General features: G+C 39.8%; 14 protein-coding genes and 2 pseudogenes. 6 read left to right on the top strand and 10 right to left on the bottom strand.

Annotation, left to right across the window (positions count from 1 at the left end; all coding sequences use genetic code 11):
• Window positions 1-27: 27 nt before the first annotated feature.
• Together KZC02_RS00995 and menB are read right to left on the bottom strand one after the other, a co-directional pair.
• Complete coding sequence (locus KZC02_RS00995; protein ID WP_221392385.1) at window positions 28-435, bottom strand: EVE domain-containing protein; 408 nt, start codon at window positions 433-435, stop codon at window positions 28-30.
• 149 nt (window positions 436-584) lie between these two features.
• On the bottom strand, window positions 585-1,409 hold the full coding sequence (menB, locus tag KZC02_RS00990; protein ID WP_221392384.1) for a 1,4-dihydroxy-2-naphthoyl-CoA synthase: 825 nt from the start codon (window positions 1,407-1,409) through the stop codon (window positions 585-587).
• A 181-nt stretch (window positions 1,410-1,590) separates the two neighbouring features.
• On the opposite strand from menB, the gene KZC02_RS00985 reads away from it, so the two are divergent.
• From KZC02_RS00985 to KZC02_RS31320, 3 genes are read left to right on the top strand one after another with little or no spacing between them, the layout of a single operon-like run.
• Window positions 1,591-2,691, top strand: coding sequence for an AMP-binding protein (locus KZC02_RS00985; protein WP_221392383.1), 1,101 nt, complete (start codon window positions 1,591-1,593; stop codon window positions 2,689-2,691).
• The gene (locus KZC02_RS31325; protein WP_229253937.1) at window positions 2,684-3,181 is read left to right on the top strand and encodes a hypothetical protein; all 498 of its coding nucleotides are present in this window, start codon (window positions 2,684-2,686) and stop codon (window positions 3,179-3,181) included. Before KZC02_RS00985 ends, KZC02_RS31325 begins: the two co-directional genes overlap by 8 nt.
• Entirely contained in the window at window positions 3,172-3,456 is a 285-nt protein-coding gene (locus tag KZC02_RS31320; protein WP_229253936.1) for a hypothetical protein, read from the top strand. Before KZC02_RS31325 ends, KZC02_RS31320 begins: the two co-directional genes overlap by 10 nt.
• A 121-nt stretch (window positions 3,457-3,577) precedes the next feature.
• Here the strand turns inward: KZC02_RS31320 and KZC02_RS00975 are convergent, their stop codons facing one another.
• From KZC02_RS00975 to topA, 4 genes and pseudogenes are all read right to left on the bottom strand, one after another.
• Entirely contained in the window at window positions 3,578-4,645 is a 1,068-nt protein-coding gene (locus KZC02_RS00975) for a helix-turn-helix domain-containing protein (RefSeq protein WP_221392382.1), read from the bottom strand.
• Between the two features lie 415 nt (window positions 4,646-5,060).
• Window positions 5,061-5,941, bottom strand: a pseudogene (locus KZC02_RS00970) (bifunctional 5,10-methylenetetrahydrofolate dehydrogenase/5,10-methenyltetrahydrofolate cyclohydrolase).
• 46 nt (window positions 5,942-5,987) lie between these two features.
• Window positions 5,988-6,674, bottom strand: a complete 687-nt coding sequence (locus KZC02_RS00965; protein ID WP_221392381.1) for an NAD-dependent deacylase — start codon at window positions 6,672-6,674, stop codon at window positions 5,988-5,990.
• A 134-nt stretch (window positions 6,675-6,808) separates the two neighbouring features.
• Window positions 6,809-9,227 (bottom strand): annotated as a pseudogene (topA, locus tag KZC02_RS00960) (type I DNA topoisomerase).
• A 316-nt stretch (window positions 9,228-9,543) separates the two neighbouring features.
• On the opposite strand from topA, the gene KZC02_RS00955 reads away from it, so the two are divergent.
• On the top strand, window positions 9,544-12,315 hold the full coding sequence (locus tag KZC02_RS00955; RefSeq protein ID WP_221392380.1) for a bifunctional aconitate hydratase 2/2-methylisocitrate dehydratase: 2,772 nt from the start codon (window positions 9,544-9,546) through the stop codon (window positions 12,313-12,315).
• A gap of 135 nt (window positions 12,316-12,450) precedes the next feature.
• Entirely contained in the window at window positions 12,451-14,721 is a 2,271-nt protein-coding gene (locus KZC02_RS00950) for an aconitate hydratase (protein WP_221392379.1), read from the top strand.
• A gap of 178 nt (window positions 14,722-14,899) precedes the next feature.
• On the opposite strand, the gene KZC02_RS00945 is transcribed toward KZC02_RS00950, so the two are convergent.
• Both KZC02_RS00945 and lspA read right to left on the bottom strand, forming a co-directional pair.
• Window positions 14,900-15,214, bottom strand: coding sequence for a low molecular weight protein tyrosine phosphatase family protein (locus KZC02_RS00945; RefSeq protein ID WP_221392378.1), 315 nt, complete (start codon window positions 15,212-15,214; stop codon window positions 14,900-14,902).
• A complete protein-coding gene (gene lspA, locus KZC02_RS00940) occupies window positions 15,211-15,717 on the bottom strand; it encodes a signal peptidase II (RefSeq protein WP_221392377.1) in 507 nt (168 codons plus the stop codon). The genes KZC02_RS00945 and lspA overlap by 4 nt, the downstream gene beginning before the upstream one ends.
• A gap of 190 nt (window positions 15,718-15,907) precedes the next feature.
• Between lspA and KZC02_RS00935 the strand changes: the two genes are divergently transcribed.
• Window positions 15,908-17,731: a M61 family metallopeptidase gene (locus KZC02_RS00935; protein WP_221392376.1), complete on the top strand. Its 1,824-nt coding sequence runs from the start codon at window positions 15,908-15,910 to the stop codon at window positions 17,729-17,731.
• A 22-nt stretch (window positions 17,732-17,753) separates the two neighbouring features.
• Here KZC02_RS00935 and KZC02_RS00930 read toward each other — a convergent pair whose 3' ends face one another.
• Complete coding sequence (locus KZC02_RS00930; RefSeq protein WP_221392375.1) at window positions 17,754-18,524, bottom strand: TIGR03915 family putative DNA repair protein; 771 nt, start codon at window positions 18,522-18,524, stop codon at window positions 17,754-17,756.
• Window positions 18,524-19,780 (bottom strand): putative DNA modification/repair radical SAM protein, encoded by a 1,257-nt coding sequence (locus KZC02_RS00925; RefSeq protein ID WP_221392374.1) that lies wholly within the window; start codon window positions 19,778-19,780, stop codon window positions 18,524-18,526. The genes KZC02_RS00930 and KZC02_RS00925 overlap by 1 nt, the downstream gene beginning before the upstream one ends.
• Window positions 19,781-19,901 lie beyond the last annotated feature (121 nt).

Raw genomic sequence — 19,901 nt, 5'->3', positions numbered from 1 at the left:
AAAGCTGTTAGCCGGAATAAATGAGTTTTAGTCATGTGCCATTGCAAGAATGAAATCGAATTCTTCCGGTTTAACGGGTCCAACAGATAATCTTGATAAACGGACAAGCGCCATATCCTGAAATCTTTCATCTGCTTTAATGGTTGCAAGTGTGACAGGTCTTGGGAATTTTTCTACCGGTTCAAAGTTAACTACGACCCACCTTGGATCCTCTGCTGTCGGATCGGGATAATGTTCTTTCGTAACCTTTGCAAGGCCAACAATTTCTTTGCCCTCATTGCTATGATAGAAAAGTGCGAAATCATCTTTTTTCATAGCCATCATATTTAAACGGGCAGTATGATTACGAACACCATCCCACATAGATTGTCCTTCCTTCACGAAATCATCCCAGGAATAGGTATCAGGTTCAGATTTTATAAGCCAGTAGTTCATTTTTTGGAGTTTAATTGTATAAAGTTTATGAGCTTGGAGTTTATGAGTTTAAAGCGCACCTCCATGGTCAATTGTTCTGTTCACTCAAATTGAATGGCACTTTAAACCAAGCGGCGGCGGCTCATTAACTTTTAACTCTTAACTCCCTTTCACGGGAACTTTGTGAATTTGCTGAAATCAGGTTCACGCTTTTCAATGAAAGCATTTTTGCCCTCTTTTGCCTCTTCACTCAGATAATATAAAAGTGTTGCGTTTCCGGCAAGTTCCTGAATTCCTGCTTGTCCATCGAGTTCTGCATTGAATGAACTTTTTAGCATCCGGATAGATAACGGACTTTTTTGCTGGATTTTTTTACACCATTCAATTGTGGTTGTTTCAAGATCTTCCAAAGGAACAACCTTATTAACCAATCCCATTTGTAATGCTTCCTGTGCATCATACTGATCGCAAAGAAACCATATTTCACGCGCTTTTTTCTGGCCGACCACTCTTGCCAGGTAAGATGCACCAAAACCACCATCGAAACTACCTACTTTGGGCCCGGTTTGTCCAAAACGTGCATTCTCTGCTGCGATCGACAAATCACATATAACATGTAAAACGTGTCCGCCCCCAATGGCCCAGCCTGCAACCATCGCAATTACGGCTTTCGGTATCGAACGGATCATGCGTTGTAAATCCAGCACATTTAGGCGCGGAACATGATCTGCACCTATATAACCACCATCACCCCGAACAGATTGGTCGCCCCCTGAACAGAATGCTTTTCCACCTTCTCCTGTTAAAATAATCACCTCAATACGGGGGTCTTCGCGACAAATATGCATCGCGTCAATCATTTCAGTAACAGTTTTTGGTGTAAATGCGTTGTGTTTGTGTGGACGATTAATGCTTATTTTTCCGATTCCTTCGTGAAGTGAAAAAAGTATTTCTTCGTATTCCTTAATGGTTTCCCATTGAGCTGAATTAGACATATGGAGCAATGAATGTGATTTTATTAATGAGTGAATGTATCATAAGAAAGACCGTATTGAACCATTCACATTGGGTTTCAATCCCCGAAATTACAGATAGTTTGGGTTTCCTTCAAAAATGATTGAATAACTTTCGAATATGTTTTGTTTTCATTGACATTTTAGAGACGAATAACAACTAATGAGCATAAAAGAATTTACTTTGGAATTAACATGGAAAACTAATCCTGAAACAATAAAAATGCAATCACGTCCTGAAAATCTGTATTTTCAAAAGGCATACGATTTCATGCAGATTTGGATGAGTGATAAAGAAGATTTTGATTTGCAAACATCCGGCTCAACTGGCGCACCTAAAACGATCACAGTTACCAGAAGTCAGCTGAGAAGCAGCGCCCTAATGACAGGTGAAGCACTAAATCTTGGAAAAGGAACAAGGGCTTTGGTTTGTTTAAACGTGTCGTTTGTTGCCGGATTGATGATGTTGGTACGTGGAATGGAGCTTGGCTGGGAACTGACCATTATAGAACCAGCTTCCAATCCATTGCTCAGTTTAAAAAATGATTATCAATTCGATTTTGTTGCCATGGTTCCGATGCAGTTCATTTCTTGTATGGAAAATGAAGAAACGAAGAGCAAAGTGAATAACTTAGGTAAAATACTTTTAGGCGGAGCTCCTGTCAGTGTTTCTTTGTTGAGAAAAATAGCTGATCTGAATGTTCAGGTTTACCAAAGTTACGGTATGACCGAAACGGTCTCACACATTGCACTTCGAAAATTAAATTGTCCTGGTATTGAGGAGAATTACACCGTTTTGCGCGGAGTTAATATTGGAAACGATGAAAGAGGTTGTTTGTATGTTTCCGGTCCGATGACAAACGGTGAAATAATCCAGACTAATGATCTTATCAAAATCATTTCGGACGGTGCTTTTACATGGCTTGGCCGGATTGATAACGTGATCAATTCCGGTGGTGTGAAGATAATCCTGGATCGGGTGGATGAATTAGTTGCTTCGGTTTTTTATGATCTTGAATATACCGCCTCCTATTTTACCTGGTATGAGCAAGATGAAAAGTTAGGTCAGAAATTAATTCTTGTGATAGAAAAAAACGATCACGATTTGCCGGCAACATTAATAATTGAAGAAATAAGAAAGCAAGTTTCAGCGTATGAAATACCAAAACATGTTTACTTTGCAAATCAGTTTGTAAAAACAGAGACGGACAAAATCGACAAGCGCCGTACTGTTGAAATGCTTTTTAAAACTATCAATGGATAAAAATCTTAAAATTCCTGGTCAATACATTATTAGGTACCAGTCGGCGCCGGTGGTTCCTGCACCGTTTTCCCATTTTTACACACTTAAATTAGACCTTATTTCCAATGTCGAATTGGAAGTAGATTTTTCAATTTCTTATACCGATCGCGAAGATATGGATGAGGATGAAATTCTGGACGAAGGTTTTTCAATGGATGATGATTACAAATACAGGGGATCGGTACCTGCGGTTTGGATCAAAGAATTTCAGAATATTCTGTCTTCTTCTAAAATAATCAGACAAAGAGAGGAAAAGGAATTTGAAGATTTTATTGAGATTGAAATAGAAGAAAACGATAAAGAAGTAACAGTTTATCCGGTTGACAAAGAACGCTGGTCTTATTTTCTTCAGGAATTTATGCAGGCTATATTTGAGTCAGGCGGACGTGAGAAACCATTTGAAATGAGTTACTTACAAATTGACTCTGATAAAAAAACTTATTGGAACTAAAAGCTTCATTTGCCAATAAAACATTTATATTGGTTAATAATGGAGAAACCAAAAAACTGGATTGGGCACAGCTTCAAAAGGTGATGGATACGGTTTACAAAGCAGAATTTATTGAAGACAATGCTTCCGAAGCCAGACCGGTCAAAAGCGGTAACTATATTTCAGCAGGAGGCGATCTATGGTATCAAATGGGTGTTGCAGTAGTGGAACCAACCGCCAAAAGCAAGGAACTAGCCAAAATAGAATCCTTATTTACTTCGTTGACACTGCGATAATATCAGTGATAGTGTTAAGTTTATTCAGCTTGACACTATCGATTTTTAGTTGCTATCAACAAGATGCATGTTTACTTTGAAGCAGATCCTGTATCTGTAAACTTTGAACTCCTGACACTGTTTATTTCCTTTGTTTCAGCTCTTTATACATTTCATCAACCAGATGACCTATTCTTTCTATTGATGGTTGGGGTGCAGGCAATTGAAGGCTGATAAAAGCTTTTATCTCCCAGACTTCCATAACTTCCTGTAGAGCAATTTCTGTATCAGGTATGGTTGCGATATCAGAAACCAATATGAGTACACCTCTTTCTTTAACCTGATTGAAAGCTTTACGATATACAATTCCCTGGTTATGCAGGACAAACACATATTGCGTATCATTCTGTATTTCATACCAGTTTCTTATGAATGTCCCGATAAGCAAGGAGCCCGGATAAATAAAATCAGCGCCACTTTCAAATGCCCGGTAATAACCTGTAGGTAAATTTGGTAATTGAAATGAGGGAAGCTGAGTGAGGAACACCGGGTTCTGGCAATTTGCGATGTATTCTTTCGATTGACTTTTCGCTACCCATTGAACGGTAGGATAATTGGCTTGACTATTAATTTTTTGTTCCTGAACTACCTGACTGACTGGTGGATATTGATTATTGAAAATAGGTAATTGTGGCGAACTTTGCTGTCCTGCAATTTTATTTTCAGGTTTATATTGATTGACTGGCTGATTGGTTGTTACTGGTGAATTTCTGGATACATTCACCGGCGGATAGGTATCACCGTTCACAGGTTTAAGATTCACCTGACGCGCAACAGTTCGGATTTCCTGCTTTGGCTGCTGGTATTTGTCCATAATTTTGGACAAAGGCTGGGGTTCGGCAAAAGTTGGTGTGCGGGCAGAAGTAGATGCCGATCCTGAATGTGATACCGTCATTGGCCTGGAAGCAGTGATGGGCAACGACATATCAGGAGTTTCGCGCAATTTCCGAAGGTCATTTTTTAGCAATTGGTCTACACTGATACCAAAAGCCGCCGCCATATTTTTCAGATTAGTAAGATTCGGATTAGCACGTGCTTCTTCATAAGCCCCGAGCAAAGATCGTTTTATCGCAATTTTTCTGGAAAATTGTTCCTGAGTAAGGCCATTCAACCTCCTGAGATACTTGATATTATTGCTTACAATGCTCATAAATAAACCTTTCCGGGAAAGTTACATACTAAATAACAAAATTTTTAGTAAAAATGGAATTTGGTGAGGTTTTGGGAAGAGATTTGGCTTTTTGAATAAGGCTTATTTCCATTTTGTAATGCTACTAATTTGAATATTACCAATTAAGTCTTTTCCATTAAATCAATGGAAAGATTCCAGCAAAACCATAACTAAATTATAAATGGTGCTAAATAAATTGAGTAAATATCATTTCATCCGATTAAAATCATTGAAAAAAATAAACAATATCCAGGGGTTAATTTTTAGTAAATTTTAGTTTATTCATACTGGATATTGAAAGTTATCCAAAGCAGTGAAAAGCAAAAACTCCTTAATAATCTTAATTTATCTCAAGATCAATAAGGAGTTTCATACTTTAATATCTTCAATTCACTCAATCATAAATTTCCTTCCGAGCTGCCTTTAAAGTGTTAGTCAGCAAGCCGCAAATAGTCATTAAACCGACTCCCCCGGAACAGGGGTAATAAAACTGGCTTTTGGAGCCACATCATTAAAATTCACATCACCTTTTATGGCAAAGCCGCTTTTTTTGGATGCATCTTCAACACGGCTGATTCCTACGTCAATGACAACCGCACCATCTTTTACATACTCAGCAGTTACAAATTCAGGACGGCCAAGTGCAACAATTAAAATATCAGCTGTCCGACAAACTTCTTTCAGATTTTTAGTTTTACTGTGTGTGATCGTAACTGTGCAATTGCCCGGATATTCATTACGTTGCATCAAAATGCTCATGGGCAGGCCAACAATCTGGCTGCGGCCGATTACTACACAATGTTTGCCACTAGTTTCAATTCCCGCACGTATCAGCATTTCAAGAATACCAAACGGTGTCGCAGAAATGTATGCAGGAAGGCCTTTACACATACGGCCTACATTGATTGGATGAAAACCGTCCACGTCCTTTTTTGGATCAACGGCTTCCATAATCGTATTTTCAGAAATATGTTTGGGTAATGGAAGCTGAACGATAAATCCATCCACATCAGGATTCTGATTTAAAGATTCTACCGCTTCCAGAAGTTCAGATTCAGTTGTATCGGCGCCGAATCTTAGTAGGGTAGAAGTGAAGCCAATTTCTTCACAACTGCGGATTTTAGAAGCAACATATGTTTCGCTTGCTCCATCCTGTCCAACCAATATGGCTGCCAAATGCGGTTTTTTACCACCGGAAGATATCCAGTTTTCAACTTCAATTTTAATTTCGGATTTGATCTGGGCTGAAATTGCTTTCCCGTCAAGTAATTGCATTGATAATTTTATTTAGCTTTTAGCTGATTGCTCCGGGCTCTCAGCTTTACAATGATGATAATTCTTTTTTCAGTATCTCCATTCCCACCGTTGCCTTTTCCTGAATAAAAATCATGTTGTGTTTCAGCCTGATTTCAGGTTGTGCAGGATCAATGATGAAAATGGGTTTGGATAGTTCTATGTAATTTACAAGTCCTGCTGCCGGATAAACAGCAAGGGATGTACCAATGACAGCAAAAATATCAGCTTTTTCGGTGATTTCTACGGCCATATCCATCATAGGAACTTCTTCACCAAACCAGACAATATGTGGGCGAAGCTGGCTTCCCAGTTCACACAAATCGCCGGTCTTCAGTTCCCAGGATTTCATTTCATAAACCAGTTCGGGATTTTTAGTACTACGGGATTTGAACAATTCGCCGTGTAAATGGATCACTTTGGATGATCCTGCTATTTCATGCAGATTATCTACATTCTGTGTTATAATCGTGACATCGTAGTCTTTTTCCAGCTCAACCAACGCGTAATGAGCAGCATTTGGTTTTACAGATTCTGCTTGTTTTCTTCTTTCGTTATAAAATTGCAGTACCAGTTCCTGATTTCTCTCCCAGGCTTCGGGAGTGGCTACATCTTCAATTCTGTAAGTATCCCATAAGCCACCATTATCCCGAAAAGTGCTGATACCGCTTTCAGCACTGATTCCTGCTCCGGTAAGAACGACTAGTTTTTTCATTTTGTGTGCCGGGTGAAGACAGGTTTCACGCAGAGTAGGTAAGCGGACGCCGCGCAGTTAAAGAGCAAAGGGCGAAGAGTTTTCTTAGTATTCTCCCCGTTTTTTTCTTCATTACTTAGCGTGAAACCTTTATTTTATTTCTTTACTACTTTTTTAGCTACAGGCTTTTTGACTGTTTCTTTCTTAACCGTTTCCTTTTTGACTGCTTCTTTCTTCGGTGCAGCGGTTTTTGGTGCTGCTTTTTTGAATCCGCGACCAGCAGGTTTATCAGGCGTATCAGCAGCTATTTTTAGTATTTCTTCGTATGTCAGGCTGGCAGGATCTGTTCCTTTCGGAATTTTCAGGTTTCTTTTTTCAAATGCAACATAAGGGCCATATCTTCCGTTCAGGACTTTTACGTTCTCATTTTCTTCAAATTCCTTAATTAGCCTGCTGCTTTCCAGTAATCTTTTTTCTTCTATTACTTCAACAAGACGGTCTTCCGTTACCGCCATCGGGTCGTCCGTTGGTTTCAGGGAATAGTATTTACCATCATGTTTTACATAAGGGCCGAATTTGCCTATGTTCACTGACATTTCTTTTTCTTCAAAAACACCAACAGTTCGTGGTAATTTGAACAGTTCCATTGCTTCTTCAACCTTAATGGTTTCCATAAGCTGGCCTTTCAGTAAACTCGCAAATTTTGGTTTTTCTTCGTCCTCAGCATCACCGATCTGGACATAAGGTCCGTATTTTCCAATCCTTACTGATATCTTTTTGCCCGAAACAGGATCTTCTCCAAGGTCACGCGAAGTAAGGCTTCTATCTATGGCTTCTTCTTTGACTTCAGTAATTTTCTTTTGAAATGGTGTATAAAAATTGCTGATCATTTTCTGCCAGGCAAGTTCCCCGTCAGCAATATGGTCAAAATCCTTTTCAACTTTTGCTGTAAAAGTATAGTTTACAATATCTTCAAAATTGTTTACCAAAAAATCATTTACAACCATCCCTGTACTCGTAGGAAATAACTTCGATTTTTCTGTCCCGTAAGTTTCCTTGTTGATCTTACTAAAAATAAGATTTTCAGTCAAAGACATTTCCTTGAACTCTCTTTCAATTCCCGCACGGTCTTCTTTGATCACATATTCCCTGCGCAGAATGGTGGAAATGGTAGGAGCATAGGTAGATGGCCGTCCAATTCCCATTTCTTCAAGCTTCTTAACCAAACTGGCTTCAGTATACCGGGGTGGATTTCTGGTGAAGCGTTCAGTTGCTTTCATTACTGCCAGTTGAAGTATCTGATTGATATTTAATGGTGGCAACATTCCTTTTTGCTCTTCATCACTTTCTTCATCACTCGATTCCAGGTACACTTTGAGGAACCCTTCAAATTTGATTACTTCTCCCTGAGCTATAAGTTCTTCTGGAAGTAGTGGAAATCTTAATCGTAGCAGTCGTTCTTTCAAGTTGTGCATCCGACATTTGGGAGGCAATAGCTCGTTTCCAGATCAGCTCGTACAATCGCTGCTCGTTACGGTCACTACTGGCATTTAATGTAGAAAAATCAGTTGGCCTGATGGCTTCGTGAGCTTCCTGCGCCGATTCATTTTTGGTCTTAAAAATTCTTTTGAAAAAATATTCTTTTCCGTACTCTTTTATGATCTGATCCTGTGCTTTTTGTAATGCCTCTTCCGATAAATTGGTAGAGTCCGTACGCATATAGGATATTTTACCTGCTTCATATAAACGCTGGGCGACCGTCATGGTCTGGGCAACTGAAAAACTTAATTTCCTGGAAGCCTCCTGTTGTAATGTAGAAGTAGTGAATGGCGGTGCCGGTGTTTTTTTTGCTGGTTTTACTTCAAGATTCTTTATTGAAAATTCTGCTCCGACACATTTCTCAAGAAATGCCATTGCGTCGGTTTCTAACGCGAAGTTTTTTGATAGTTCGGCATATAAAACTTTACCATTTCCAAGATTAAAACTCGCTGTAATTTTAAAACTGCCTTTACTATTAAATGCTTCAATTTCGCGCTCGCGTTCTACAATAATACGAACGGCTACCGACTGTACGCGACCCGCGGAAAGGTTGGATTTACCAATTCTTATTTTTTTCCAAAGTACAGGGGAAAGCTCGTAACCTACTAAACGATCTAAAATCCGGCGTGCCTGCTGGGCGTCAACAAGGTCTACATCTATAATACGCGGTTTCAGGATCGCATTTTGAAGAGCCGTTTTAGTGATTTCCCTGAATACAATTCTTTTGGTATCATCAGGCAGGCCCAATGCTTCTTTTAAATGCCATGATATCGCTTCTCCTTCACGGTCATCATCCGTTGCAAGCCATACTTCCGCACCTTTTGCCAGTTTTTTTAATTCCGATATGACCTTTACTTTATCGGCCGAGATTTCGTAGGATGGCAAAAAACCATTGTCTACGTCGACACCCATATCATGCTCCGGAAGATCACGAACGTGTCCAAAACTAGACTTGACAGTGAAGTCTGCGCCTAAATAACTTTCAATGGTTTTGGCCTTCGCCGGTGACTCAACGATCACCAGATTTTTAGACATAATTTTGGATTTAATATACTAAACAGCACTTTCGATGCTCAAATATAGGGCACAAACCTGCAAAAAATCAAAGTACTTTAGAAAAGCTGTATGATAAATTTGATTTTGAGGTACTTTTATTACCTGATTTTTACACCATATTTCATAATTAATCATACAATTAAAGAACAAAAATTACCGTGTTACGGTTGATTAAATGCGACGTTAGTTCATAATGATGCTAAATAGCTGTAAAATACAATTAGAACCCTATTGATGTTGGTTATTTTAGTATTTTCGCGTGTTTATTGACAACTGATAATCCCAATTTTGATTAATGAATATTTATAAGGATTACATCAAAGAGATTGAAGAAAGAAAAACCCAGGGGCTTCATCCAAAGCCAATTGATGGTGCCGAATTGCTAGGTGAAATCATTGCTCAAATTAAAGATTCAGCTAACGAATATCGGGAAGATTCTCTTAGATTTTTTATTTACAACACCTTACCAGGAACCACTAGTGCTGCTGGTGTGAAAGCCAGGTTTTTAAAAGAAATTATTCTTGGCGAATCCGTACTGGAAGAAATATCACAGGCCTTTGCATTTGAGTTATTATCTCACATGAAAGGCGGGCCTTCTATTGAAGTATTACTTGATATAGCTCTGGGTGACGATTTCTTTAAGGCTAAAGAAGCTGCAAAGGTTCTTAAAACACAGGTTTTCCTTTATGATGCGGATGTAGACCGTTTAAAGGAGGCATTCAAAAGTGGTAACGAAATTGCTAAGGAAATTCTTGAAAGCTATGCTCAGGCTGAATTCTTTACAAATCTTCCGGATATAGCTGAAGAAATTAAGATAGTTACTTTTATTGCCGGCGAGGGCGATATCTCGACTGATTTGCTTTCTCCTGGTAACCAGGCCCACTCGCGGTCCGACCGCGAACTTCATGGGTTATGTATGATCACTCCCAAGGCGCAGCAGGAAATCAAAGCTTTACAGGAAGAACATCCTGACAAGAGCGTGATGCTGATTGCTGAGAAGGGCACGATGGGTGTAGGTTCATCAAGAATGTCAGGAGTAAACAATGTGGCTTTGTGGACTGGTAAACAAGCGAGCCCATACATCCCATTCGTAAATATTGCTCCGATCGTTGGAGGAACAAATGGTATTTCTCCTATTTTTCTCACAACTGTTGACGTTACCGGTGGCATTGGTATTGATCTCAAAAACTGGGTGAAAAAACTGGATGGAGATGGTAACATTGTTCGTAATGAAAATGGTGACCCTGTTTTAGAGGAAACTTATTCTGTTGCTACGGGCACGGTGCTTACGATCAATACGAAAACAAAAAAGCTTTATAACGGTGATCAGGAACTGATCGATATTTCTAAGGCTCTTACACCTCAGAAAAGGGAATTTATAAGGGCTGGCGGATCATACGCTATTGTATTTGGTAAAAAAATACAAACAATCGCATCAAAGATTCTGGGGATTGAAATTCCTCTGGTATTTGCTCCGTCGAAGGAGATTTCTTACGAGGATCAAGGTCTGACAGCAGTAGAGAAAATCTTTAACAGAAATGCTGTTGGTATCACTCCGGGCAAAGTTTTGCACGCCGGTTCGGATGTACGTGTTGAGGTCAATATCGTAGGATCACAGGATACTACCGGTCTTATGACCGCTCAGGAACTGGAATCAATGGCGGCTACGGTCATTTCGCCAATCGTTGACGGTGCATACCAGTCGGGTTGTCACACTGCGTCAGTATGGGATAAAAAAGCACAGGCCAATATTCCAAAACTGATGAAGTTTATGAATGATTTCGGACTTATTACTGCGCGGGACCCGAAAGGGGAATATCATGCTATGACCGATGTAATTCATAAAGTTCTTAACGATATCACGATTGACGAGTGGGCGATCATCATTGGTGGCGATTCTCACACAAGAATGTCCAAAGGCGTTGCTTTCGGTGCTGACTCCGGAACGGTTGCGCTTGCGCTTGCTACAGGTGAAGCGTCGATGCCAATTCCTGAATCTGTAAAGGTGACGTTCAAGGGCGACATGAAGGATCACATGGATTTCCGTGATGTAGTTCATGCAACGCAAGCTCAGATGCTCCAGAAGTTTGGCGGAGAGAACGTGTTCCAGGGCAGGATCATTGAAGTTCATCTCGGAACACTTCCAGCTGACCAGGCATTTACTTTTACAGACTGGACTGCAGAGATGAAGGCAAAAGCCTCCATCTGTATCTCTGAAGACGACACACTGATTGAATCACTGGAAATTGCAAAGGGCAGAATCCAGATCATGATCGACAAGGGTATGGAAAACCATAAACAGGTTCTTCAGGGATTGATCAACAAGGCTGATAAGAGGATTGCAGAGATTAAATCAGGTGAAAAACCAGCGCTGGTTCCGGATGCAAATGCAAAGTATTTTGCAGAAGTGGTTATTGACCTTGATGTGATCATTGAGCCAATGATTGCGGATCCTGATGTCAATAATAAAGACGTTTCCAAGCGCTACACGCACGATACAATTCGGACGCTCTCGCACTATGGCGGAGATAAAAAAGTAGATCTTGGTTTTGTCGGTTCCTGTATGGTTCACAAGGGAGATCTGAAAATTGTTTCTCAAATGCTTAGGAACCTTGAAGAACAACAAGGTAAGGTTGAATTCCATGCACCGCTCGTAGTGGCAGCACCTACCTACAACATTGTAGAAGAGCTCAAAAATGAAGGTGATTGGGAGGTATTGCAGAAGTATTCAGGTTTCGAGTTTAACGATAGTGCTCCGAAAGTTGCGGCACGTACAGAATACGAAAATATGATGTATCTGGAACGTCCTGGCTGCAACCTTTGCATGGGTAATCAGGAAAAAGCTGCAAAAGGGGACACTGTTTTGGCAACATCAACCCGTCTTTTCCAGGGAAGAGTCGTTGAAGATTCGGATCGTAAAAAAGGAGAATCACTGCTTGCATCCACACCAGTGGTTGTGTTGTCTGCAATCCTTGGCCGGATTCCTAATATAGATGAATACAAAGCTGCTGTAGTTGGCATTGACCTGACCAAATTCGCGCCTCCTGTTAAGCAGTTAAGCAGATAGAATCTGTTCTGAGTGTTTCGCAGGCCTGGATCCTTAATTTACAGGCGGCGATCATTCTAAACGGAAATACACCATTTAATCGTTGGTGGCTCAGTTTTTGATAAGTGTGAATGTATAGACATTAATTTAATTACTATGGCGTTTGACTTAGATATGATTAAGGGTGTATACACCCGAATGAAAGAAAGGGTGGAAGCTGCGCGTCAAATAGAAGGGCGGCCTTTAACATTGGCAGAAAAAATCTTGTATTCTCATTTGTGGGAAGGTATGCCTACACAGGTTTATGAGCGCGGAAAGGCTTATGTAGACTTTGCGCCAGACCGTGTTGCGATGCAGGATGCGACTGCTCAAATGGCTCTTTTACAATTCATGCAGGCAGGAAGGCCTCAGGTTGCTGTTCCGTCAACTGTACATTGCGATCACCTTATTCAGGCGGAGGTTGGAGCAGTACAGGATTTGAAAAATGCTGAAGACAAAAATAAAGAGGTTTATGATTTTCTTTCGTCCGTTTCAGACAAATATGGTTTAGGTTTCTGGAAAGCAGGAGCCGGAATTATTCACCAGGTTGTTTTAGAAAATTATGCATTTCCGGGTGGTATGATGATCGGAACGGATTCACATACACCTAACGCTGGTGGTTTAGGTATGATCGCGATTGGCGTGGGCGGTGCCGATGCCAGTGATGTAATGTCAGGCTTAGCATGGGAATTGAAAATGCCCCGCCTGATTGGTGTGAAACTAACAGGGAAACTCAGTGGATGGACAGCAGCAAAAGATGTAATACTTTGGGTTGCCGGCCAGTTAACTGTTAAAGGTGGTACAGGTTATATTGTTGAATACTTCGGCGAAGGAGCTGAAAGCCTTTCTGCAACCGGTAAAGGTACAATCTGTAATATGGGAGCCGAGATTGGAGCGACTACTTCTATCTTTACTTACGACAAAAAAATATCGGATTATCTTCGTGCAACAGACCGCGCTGATGTGGCTGACGCTGCGGATGCTGTAAGTTCATATCTCAGAGCTGATGACGAAGTTTATGCAGATCCTGCGACATATTATGACCAATTAATTGAACTTGATCTTTCTACACTTGAACCTCATGTAAACGGACCATTTACTCCGGATCTTGCATGGCCGCTTTCTAAATTTGCTACCGCAGTTAGAGAAAACGGATGGCCGGAAGTACTTTCGGTAGGTTTGATCGGATCTTGTACCAACTCTTCTTATGAGGATATGAGCCGTGCGGCCTCTCTTGCACAGCAGGCTGTTGATAAAAAACTGGTTGTCACTTCTGAATATACCATTACACCGGGATCCGAACAGGTACGTTTTACTGTTGCCCGTGATGGTTTCCTTGATACTTTTGCTAAAATTGGCGGTGTGGTTTTGGCGAACGCTTGTGGGCCCTGTATTGGCCAATGGGCAAGACATGGTGCTGAGAAAGGCGAGAAAAACTCCATTATTACTTCTTTCAATCGTAACTTCTCGAAACGTGCTGATGGTAACCCAAATACGCACTCGTTTGTTGCCTCTCCTGAAATAGTTACAGCTTTAGCAATCGCCGGTCGTCTTACTTTTGACCCCCGATTTGATAAGTTGACAAATACGGATGGGGTTGAAGTGATGCTTGATGAACCAAGTGGCCTGGAACTTCCAACGAGAGGATTTGATGTTGAAGATGCAGGATATCAGGCTCCTGCTGAGGATGGTAGTACGGTACAGGTTTTAGTTAGCCCTACTTCTGATCGTCTTCAGCTTCTGGAACCTTTCAAGGAATGGGAAGGCACTGACCTGAAAGGCTTGAAACTGCTTATCAAAGCAAAAGGAAAATGTACAACTGACCACATTTCAATGGCTGGCCCTTGGTTGAAATACCGCGGCCATTTGGATAATATTTCTAATAACATGCTCATTGGTGCGGTCAATTTCTACAACGAAAAAACCAACACTGTTAAAAACCAGCTGAGTAACCAATATGCAGAAGTTCCTGCGGTTCAACGTGATTATAAAGCACATGGGATCGGAACAATAGTGGTTGGTGATGAAAACTATGGTGAAGGTTCATCCCGTGAACATGCCGCCATGGAACCTCGTTTTCTTGGTGTTCGTGCGATTCTGGTAAAATCATTTGCCCGGATTCATGAAACCAACCTTAAAAAACAAGGTATGCTGGCATTGACTTTTGCCAACAATGCCGATTATGAAAAAATCCAGGAAGACGATTCTATTGACATCATTGGACTGGATACTTTTACAGAAGGTGTTCCTCTAACAATTGTTTTGCATCATATTGATGGTACCAGCGAGGAATTTGCTGTTAACCATACTTATAATGCACAACAAATAGAATGGTTTAAAGCAGGTTCTGCTTTGAATATCATTCGCCGTTCGGTTGTAGGAGCATAATCTACTAAAATAAAATTTCCCTGATAACAAAAAACTCCTGCTTGCAGGAGTTTTTTGTTATAAAGGTGCGCTACCGGTCTGAACGGCAAAGCCAGGCTAAATGCAATCCAGGAAAACTATTATTCACTTTTTTTCGCTAATAATGCCGTTCAGACTGGGCCTTTATCTTGATTAGAAGTCACAAATAGGGCTCTACACCATTTTTAAGTATTTCTATTAATTCTTCATCCATAAACTGGTAGTCATCAGAAATATCTAAAACTATGATTTTTTTACCGGCTAGTTCATAAGGAAATCTTTCCTGAACGACGGTACGATGTCGTTTTTCCATAACAAAAATTAAATCAGCCCAAATAACTAATTTTTCATTTAGTTTGATTCGTGCAACACCTGAAATTCCGGCAGACTTTGAGGGATAATCCGGACAATCAAAAATTCTCTCTGCAGTTGGGCTCCGCCATTGGTTACGGCTGCATATAAATAGTAAATTCAATTTTTAACAGCATTATTACTATTCTTAAAATAAGACTGGCCAAAGAATAAAACCATACCGACCATTATAGAAACGTCAGCCATATTGAAGATTCCTGTTTCGAAGAAGCCGAAATCAATATGCATAAAATCTGTAACTGAACCGTGAATGATCCTGTCGTAAATATTTCCAATTCCACCACCAATGGCGAAGCACAGTGCCACAGCACTTACTTTAGATAGATTTTGCTTCCGGAATAAAAATACAATTCCATAACTCAGTGCAAGCAATGGTACAATCGACAACAGGAAGAATTTTATAAAATCGGGTAGGGCACTTCCGAGACTCAGAAAAGCTCCGGTATTTTCAACTTTGGTAAAGGTAAAGTGATTCTTTATGTAACTGATCCTCTCGTAATCGCTTAATTCCTGGCGTGCAATGTTTTTGGAAATCTGGTCACAACCTATGTTAGCCAGAAGTATTACGAAAAAAGCGATATTTTTTATTATAGTTTGAGATTTCATTTTATCAATTTGCACTTATCTGTATTAATTTACAACTCTTCTTTTTCCGGAACAAATATATATTCTATTTAAGCATAACCCATAATTCTTTGGATTTTATCCATTTTCATGATTAAAACAACTATTGCGTTACTACATATATCTTTTATAAACTTAAATTAGCAAAACGGTCATATAATATTTATATACAATGAATAAAGCTTTTGCCCTAATTGCCGCTCTGTTTCTTTCAGGAAATGTCGTTTCAGCCCAAAAAGTTTCTTATCAGGTTTCCTTTCCAAATATCATTCACCACGAAGCTAAAATAGAAGTGGAGGCAATGGATTTTACACAAAAGGAATTAGTTTACCGAATGAGCAGATCTTCACCTGGCAGATACGCAACGCATGAATACGGTAAAAATATTTATGATGTTAAAGCAACTGATAAGGCGGGGAAACCAGTTACAATTACACGTTTAGACGGTGACGTATATAAAGTATCGAATCTGAATGGGTATGTTAAGGTGGTATACACATTGTATGCCAACTATCCGGATGGCACTTATGCTGGTGTAGACCAATCAAGTGTACAATTGAACATGCCGGCTACATTTATGTGGGTGAAAGGTTTGGAGAAAGCACCTATAGAAATTGGGTTTAAACTACCGGCAAATAAAAAATGGGCCATTGCCACGCAATTAAAACCAACCAGTAACCCGAATATATTTACCGCGCCCGATTTACAGTATTTCATGGATTCACCGATAAAAATTGGTGACCTTACCATTAAAGAATGGAAACTGACTAATCCTGATAATAAGGTTTACAATTTTCGACTGGCACTGGAAGCTGCCGGTGAGGATACACTCAAAAATGCTTTTGCTGAAATGGTTAAGCGGGTTACCCAAGAAGCACAAATGGTGTATGGTGAGTTGCCGGCATTCGATTACGGACAATACACATTTCTGGCGAGTATAAATCCATATGTAAAAGGAGACGGAATGGAACACAGAAACAGTACTATGATTGCCCTACCGGTTAAATTTAATGGTACGAGCAATTTATTAGGCGTGTTTTCACATGAATTTTTTCATAGCTGGAATGTAGAAAGAATCCGTCCTAAAAGTCTGGAACCGTTTAATTATGAAAAAAGTAATATGAGTTTTGAACTGTGGTTTGCGGAAGGTTTTACGCAGTATTATGGTGAGTTACTACTGAAAAGAGCCAACTTTGATTCTCTTGAAGAATTTTGCGGAACGCTAAGTTCGCTCATTAATACAAAGGAAAATACCGCTGGTGCAAAGCGTGTGTCTCCAGTTCAGGCAAGTTGCCAGGCTGTGTTTGTGGATGCCGGTGTAGCAGTGGATAAAACAAATTACCCAAACACATATACTTCTTATTATCCATATGGAGCCTCTATTGCACTTGCTTTGGAATTAGAGCTTCGTTCAAGAAATCTTACATTAGATGATTTCATGAAAGCCGTTTGGCAGAAACATGGCAAAACGGAAATTCCATACTTTGTATCTGATCTGGAAAATGTCCTGGCAAGTTTTACCAGGAATGAAGCTTTTGCATACTCATTTTTTGAAAAATATGTAAACGGCCATCAATCATTTGATTATGCACCTTTATTGAAAAAAGCCGGATTAACTCTAAAAAGACAGTTTGAAGGACAAGCATGGCTTGGTGACAATAGGTATGAAGATGGCTCATCACTGAAACTTTCTTCCAACACGATTGTTGGAACCCCTCTGTATGATGCAGGATTGGATATTGATGATCAAATTTTGAAAGTAGATGGGAAAACAATCAGTAGAAAAGCGGATTTGGATGGAATTATTGCGACCTATAAGCCTGGTGATCAGCTAAATATTGAGTATCAGCATCGTGATGAAACGAAGATGGGTATTATCAAGCTGATTGAAAACCCAAAGTTCATTGTTCAGCCTTTTGAAAGTTCAAAGCTTGCAGTTTCGGAGGAGATTGTGAAGTTTAGAAAAGGTTGGCTGGAAAGTAAAGTTGTGAGGTAACAGTAATTTTATTACGGATAAATCACATCTGCTTCTCAGAAAGGTATTTCCAATACCGTTTAGGAACATGCTGAATATGCAGTTTCATATTTTTTCGTGCTGGGATGTTAGTACTACGGAAATAGTCTTTCCACAACAACGAATAAAGTTCTTCTTTGGGATCGAGAACCTGTGCCGGCAAAGTATTCAGGTTAGAAGACATTTCAGCAGTAAAATCAAAGGTAATTTCTTCAACTTTTTCGAGGTCAAAAAACAATCCATATTTCCGTTTTAAATCAAAAATAATCCACTTCTGATCAGCATAACGTTTTCTGAAATGGTCTGAAATGAGCGGAAGGACATTGTAATCCGGCTCAATATGAGCATAAAATATCCCATCGGCGGTTTGCTGAAAGCGTATAAATGCTTCCATTCTGTGCTTTTCGCGATGTACTTTACGTTCCATTTGGGATACGGATAATACACAATTATTACCAAAATTCGTTTCGGCTCCGGCAGGATTATCAAAAATGTAACGGGCAAAATCAAACAGGTCCTGGAAAAGATCAGGCTGCTCAGACAGGAATGAATTATAAAACTTTTTCATCCAGTCCGTATCCAGTTTTTTACGAAGTCCTTTCCACACACGATTAGCCTTATTGTCACTACTAATTACCAGGTGAGATTCCTGAAAAACGTCTGGCAGGTAACGATCGGAACTTACGACATTTACCTGCATTGCTTTCCGTTCATAACTATCAAAAATGGCAGTAAGCAAACCTTCCAGCGCGCCATCAAAAACATATATTTCCATCAAAAAAGTGATAATTGATTGACGGGCGTTTTTAGATATTTGCTTTTACTTTCTGATAAGATTATACCTTTAATATGCCCGGCTTCAAAATCATTCAACTTTATTGGGCTGTCAGCGTATCGAATAAAATGTTTGGCACGATTAAAAGAAATTCCTATTTTCTTCAACTGATCCATACGTAAATTTCCAAATTGCCTTGCCTGAACAATTTTCTTTGCCGATCCCACACCAATCCCAGGTACACGCAAAATCATCTGATACTCTGCAGTATTAATATCCACTGGAAACTGATCCAGATTTCGCAAGGCCCAGCTTAATTTCGGGTCAATATCTACATCCAGGTTTGGGTTTGCATCGTTCAATATTTCCTTTACATCAAAACCGTAAAACCGCATTAACCAGTCGGTTTGGTACAATCTGTTTTCTCGTATCAATGGCGGCTGGCTTCCGATAACCGGCAAACGATTATCGTGGCTGATCGGAATATAGCCCGAATAATAAACCCTTTTCAAGGAATAATCTTTATAAAATTTATCAGCCGTATGCATAATCTCTTTGTCAGATTCCGGTGTAGCACCAATTACCATTTGTGTACTTTGCCCGGCAGGAACAAATTTTGGTGTACTTTTAATCAGCGCCTTTTCATCTTTAAGTTGGATAATACTCTTATGTATCAGATCAAGGGGCCTTTTAACATCTTCATGGGATTTTTCGGGAGCAAGTAATTTCAATCCTAGTTCAGTAGGCATTTCCAGATTAATACTCATACGGTCTGCATACAAACCTGCTTCTTTCAGTAATTCAGGACTTGCTCCGGGAATTGTTTTTAGATGGATGTAGCCATTAAATTTTTCCTCTACTCTTAATTTTTTGACAATCCGAAGCAGGCGTTCCATGGTATAATCACCATCTTTGAAAATGCCTGAACTAAGAAACAAACCTTCAATGTAATTTCTGCGGTAGAAATTCATAGTGAGCTCTACCACTTCATCAACTGTAAATGCAGCCCGTTTAATATCATTACTTCGGCGTGAAACACAAAATGCACAATCGTAGATACAATGGTTGGTGAGCAAAATTTTCAACAACGAAACGCACCTGCCATCTTCTGTATAGGTGTGACAAATGCCCATTCCTTCGGCATCACCCAATCCTTTGTTAAGATTTTTTCTATTACTTCCACTGGATGAACACGATACATCATATTTGGCGGCGTCGGCCAAAATTTCCAGTTTCTCACGAATCCGATCGAACATATAAGAATTTCAAAAAGTTGATTTGCTTAAAATATTGGGAGAGGATAATCAGTTATATTAACATTACAACAACTCTTTTGGTGCTTGAAAACACATCTTTTTAACCATTTCACCTAATATA

Source organism: Dyadobacter sp. NIV53 (genome assembly GCF_019711195.1).
GTDB lineage: Bacteria > Bacteroidota > Bacteroidia > Cytophagales > Spirosomataceae > Dyadobacter.
Note: the sequence above shows the minus strand (reverse complement) of the source record. Positions and strands in the feature narration are given on the sequence as shown.

Bases quoted from the DNA above. Each gene is read 5' to 3' on its own strand.
- KZC02_RS00950 (WP_221392379.1), top strand. From the start codon at position 12,451: ATGGCGTTTGACTTAGATATGATTAAGGGTGTATACACCCGAATGAAA.
- KZC02_RS00935 (WP_221392376.1), top strand. From the start codon at position 15,908: ATGAATAAAGCTTTTGCCCTAATTGCCGCTCTGTTTCTTTCAGGAAAT.
- KZC02_RS00930 (WP_221392375.1), bottom strand. From the start codon at position 18,524: ATGGAAATATATGTTTTTGATGGCGCGCTGGAAGGTTTGCTTACTGCC.
- KZC02_RS00955 (WP_221392380.1), top strand. From the start codon at position 9,544: ATGAATATTTATAAGGATTACATCAAAGAGATTGAAGAAAGAAAAACC.
- menB (WP_221392384.1), bottom strand. From the start codon at position 1,409: ATGTCTAATTCAGCTCAATGGGAAACCATTAAGGAATACGAAGAAATA.
- KZC02_RS00965 (WP_221392381.1), bottom strand. From the start codon at position 6,674: ATGAAAAAACTAGTCGTTCTTACCGGAGCAGGAATCAGTGCTGAAAGC.
- KZC02_RS00975 (WP_221392382.1), bottom strand. From the start codon at position 4,645: ATGAGCATTGTAAGCAATAATATCAAGTATCTCAGGAGGTTGAATGGC.
- lspA (WP_221392377.1), bottom strand. From the start codon at position 15,717: ATGAAATCTCAAACTATAATAAAAAATATCGCTTTTTTCGTAATACTT.
- KZC02_RS00925 (WP_221392374.1), bottom strand. From the start codon at position 19,780: ATGTTCGATCGGATTCGTGAGAAACTGGAAATTTTGGCCGACGCCGCC.
- KZC02_RS00985 (WP_221392383.1), top strand. From the start codon at position 1,591: ATGAGCATAAAAGAATTTACTTTGGAATTAACATGGAAAACTAATCCT.
- KZC02_RS31325 (WP_229253937.1), top strand. From the start codon at position 2,684: ATGGATAAAAATCTTAAAATTCCTGGTCAATACATTATTAGGTACCAG.
- KZC02_RS00995 (WP_221392385.1), bottom strand. From the start codon at position 435: ATGAACTACTGGCTTATAAAATCTGAACCTGATACCTATTCCTGGGAT.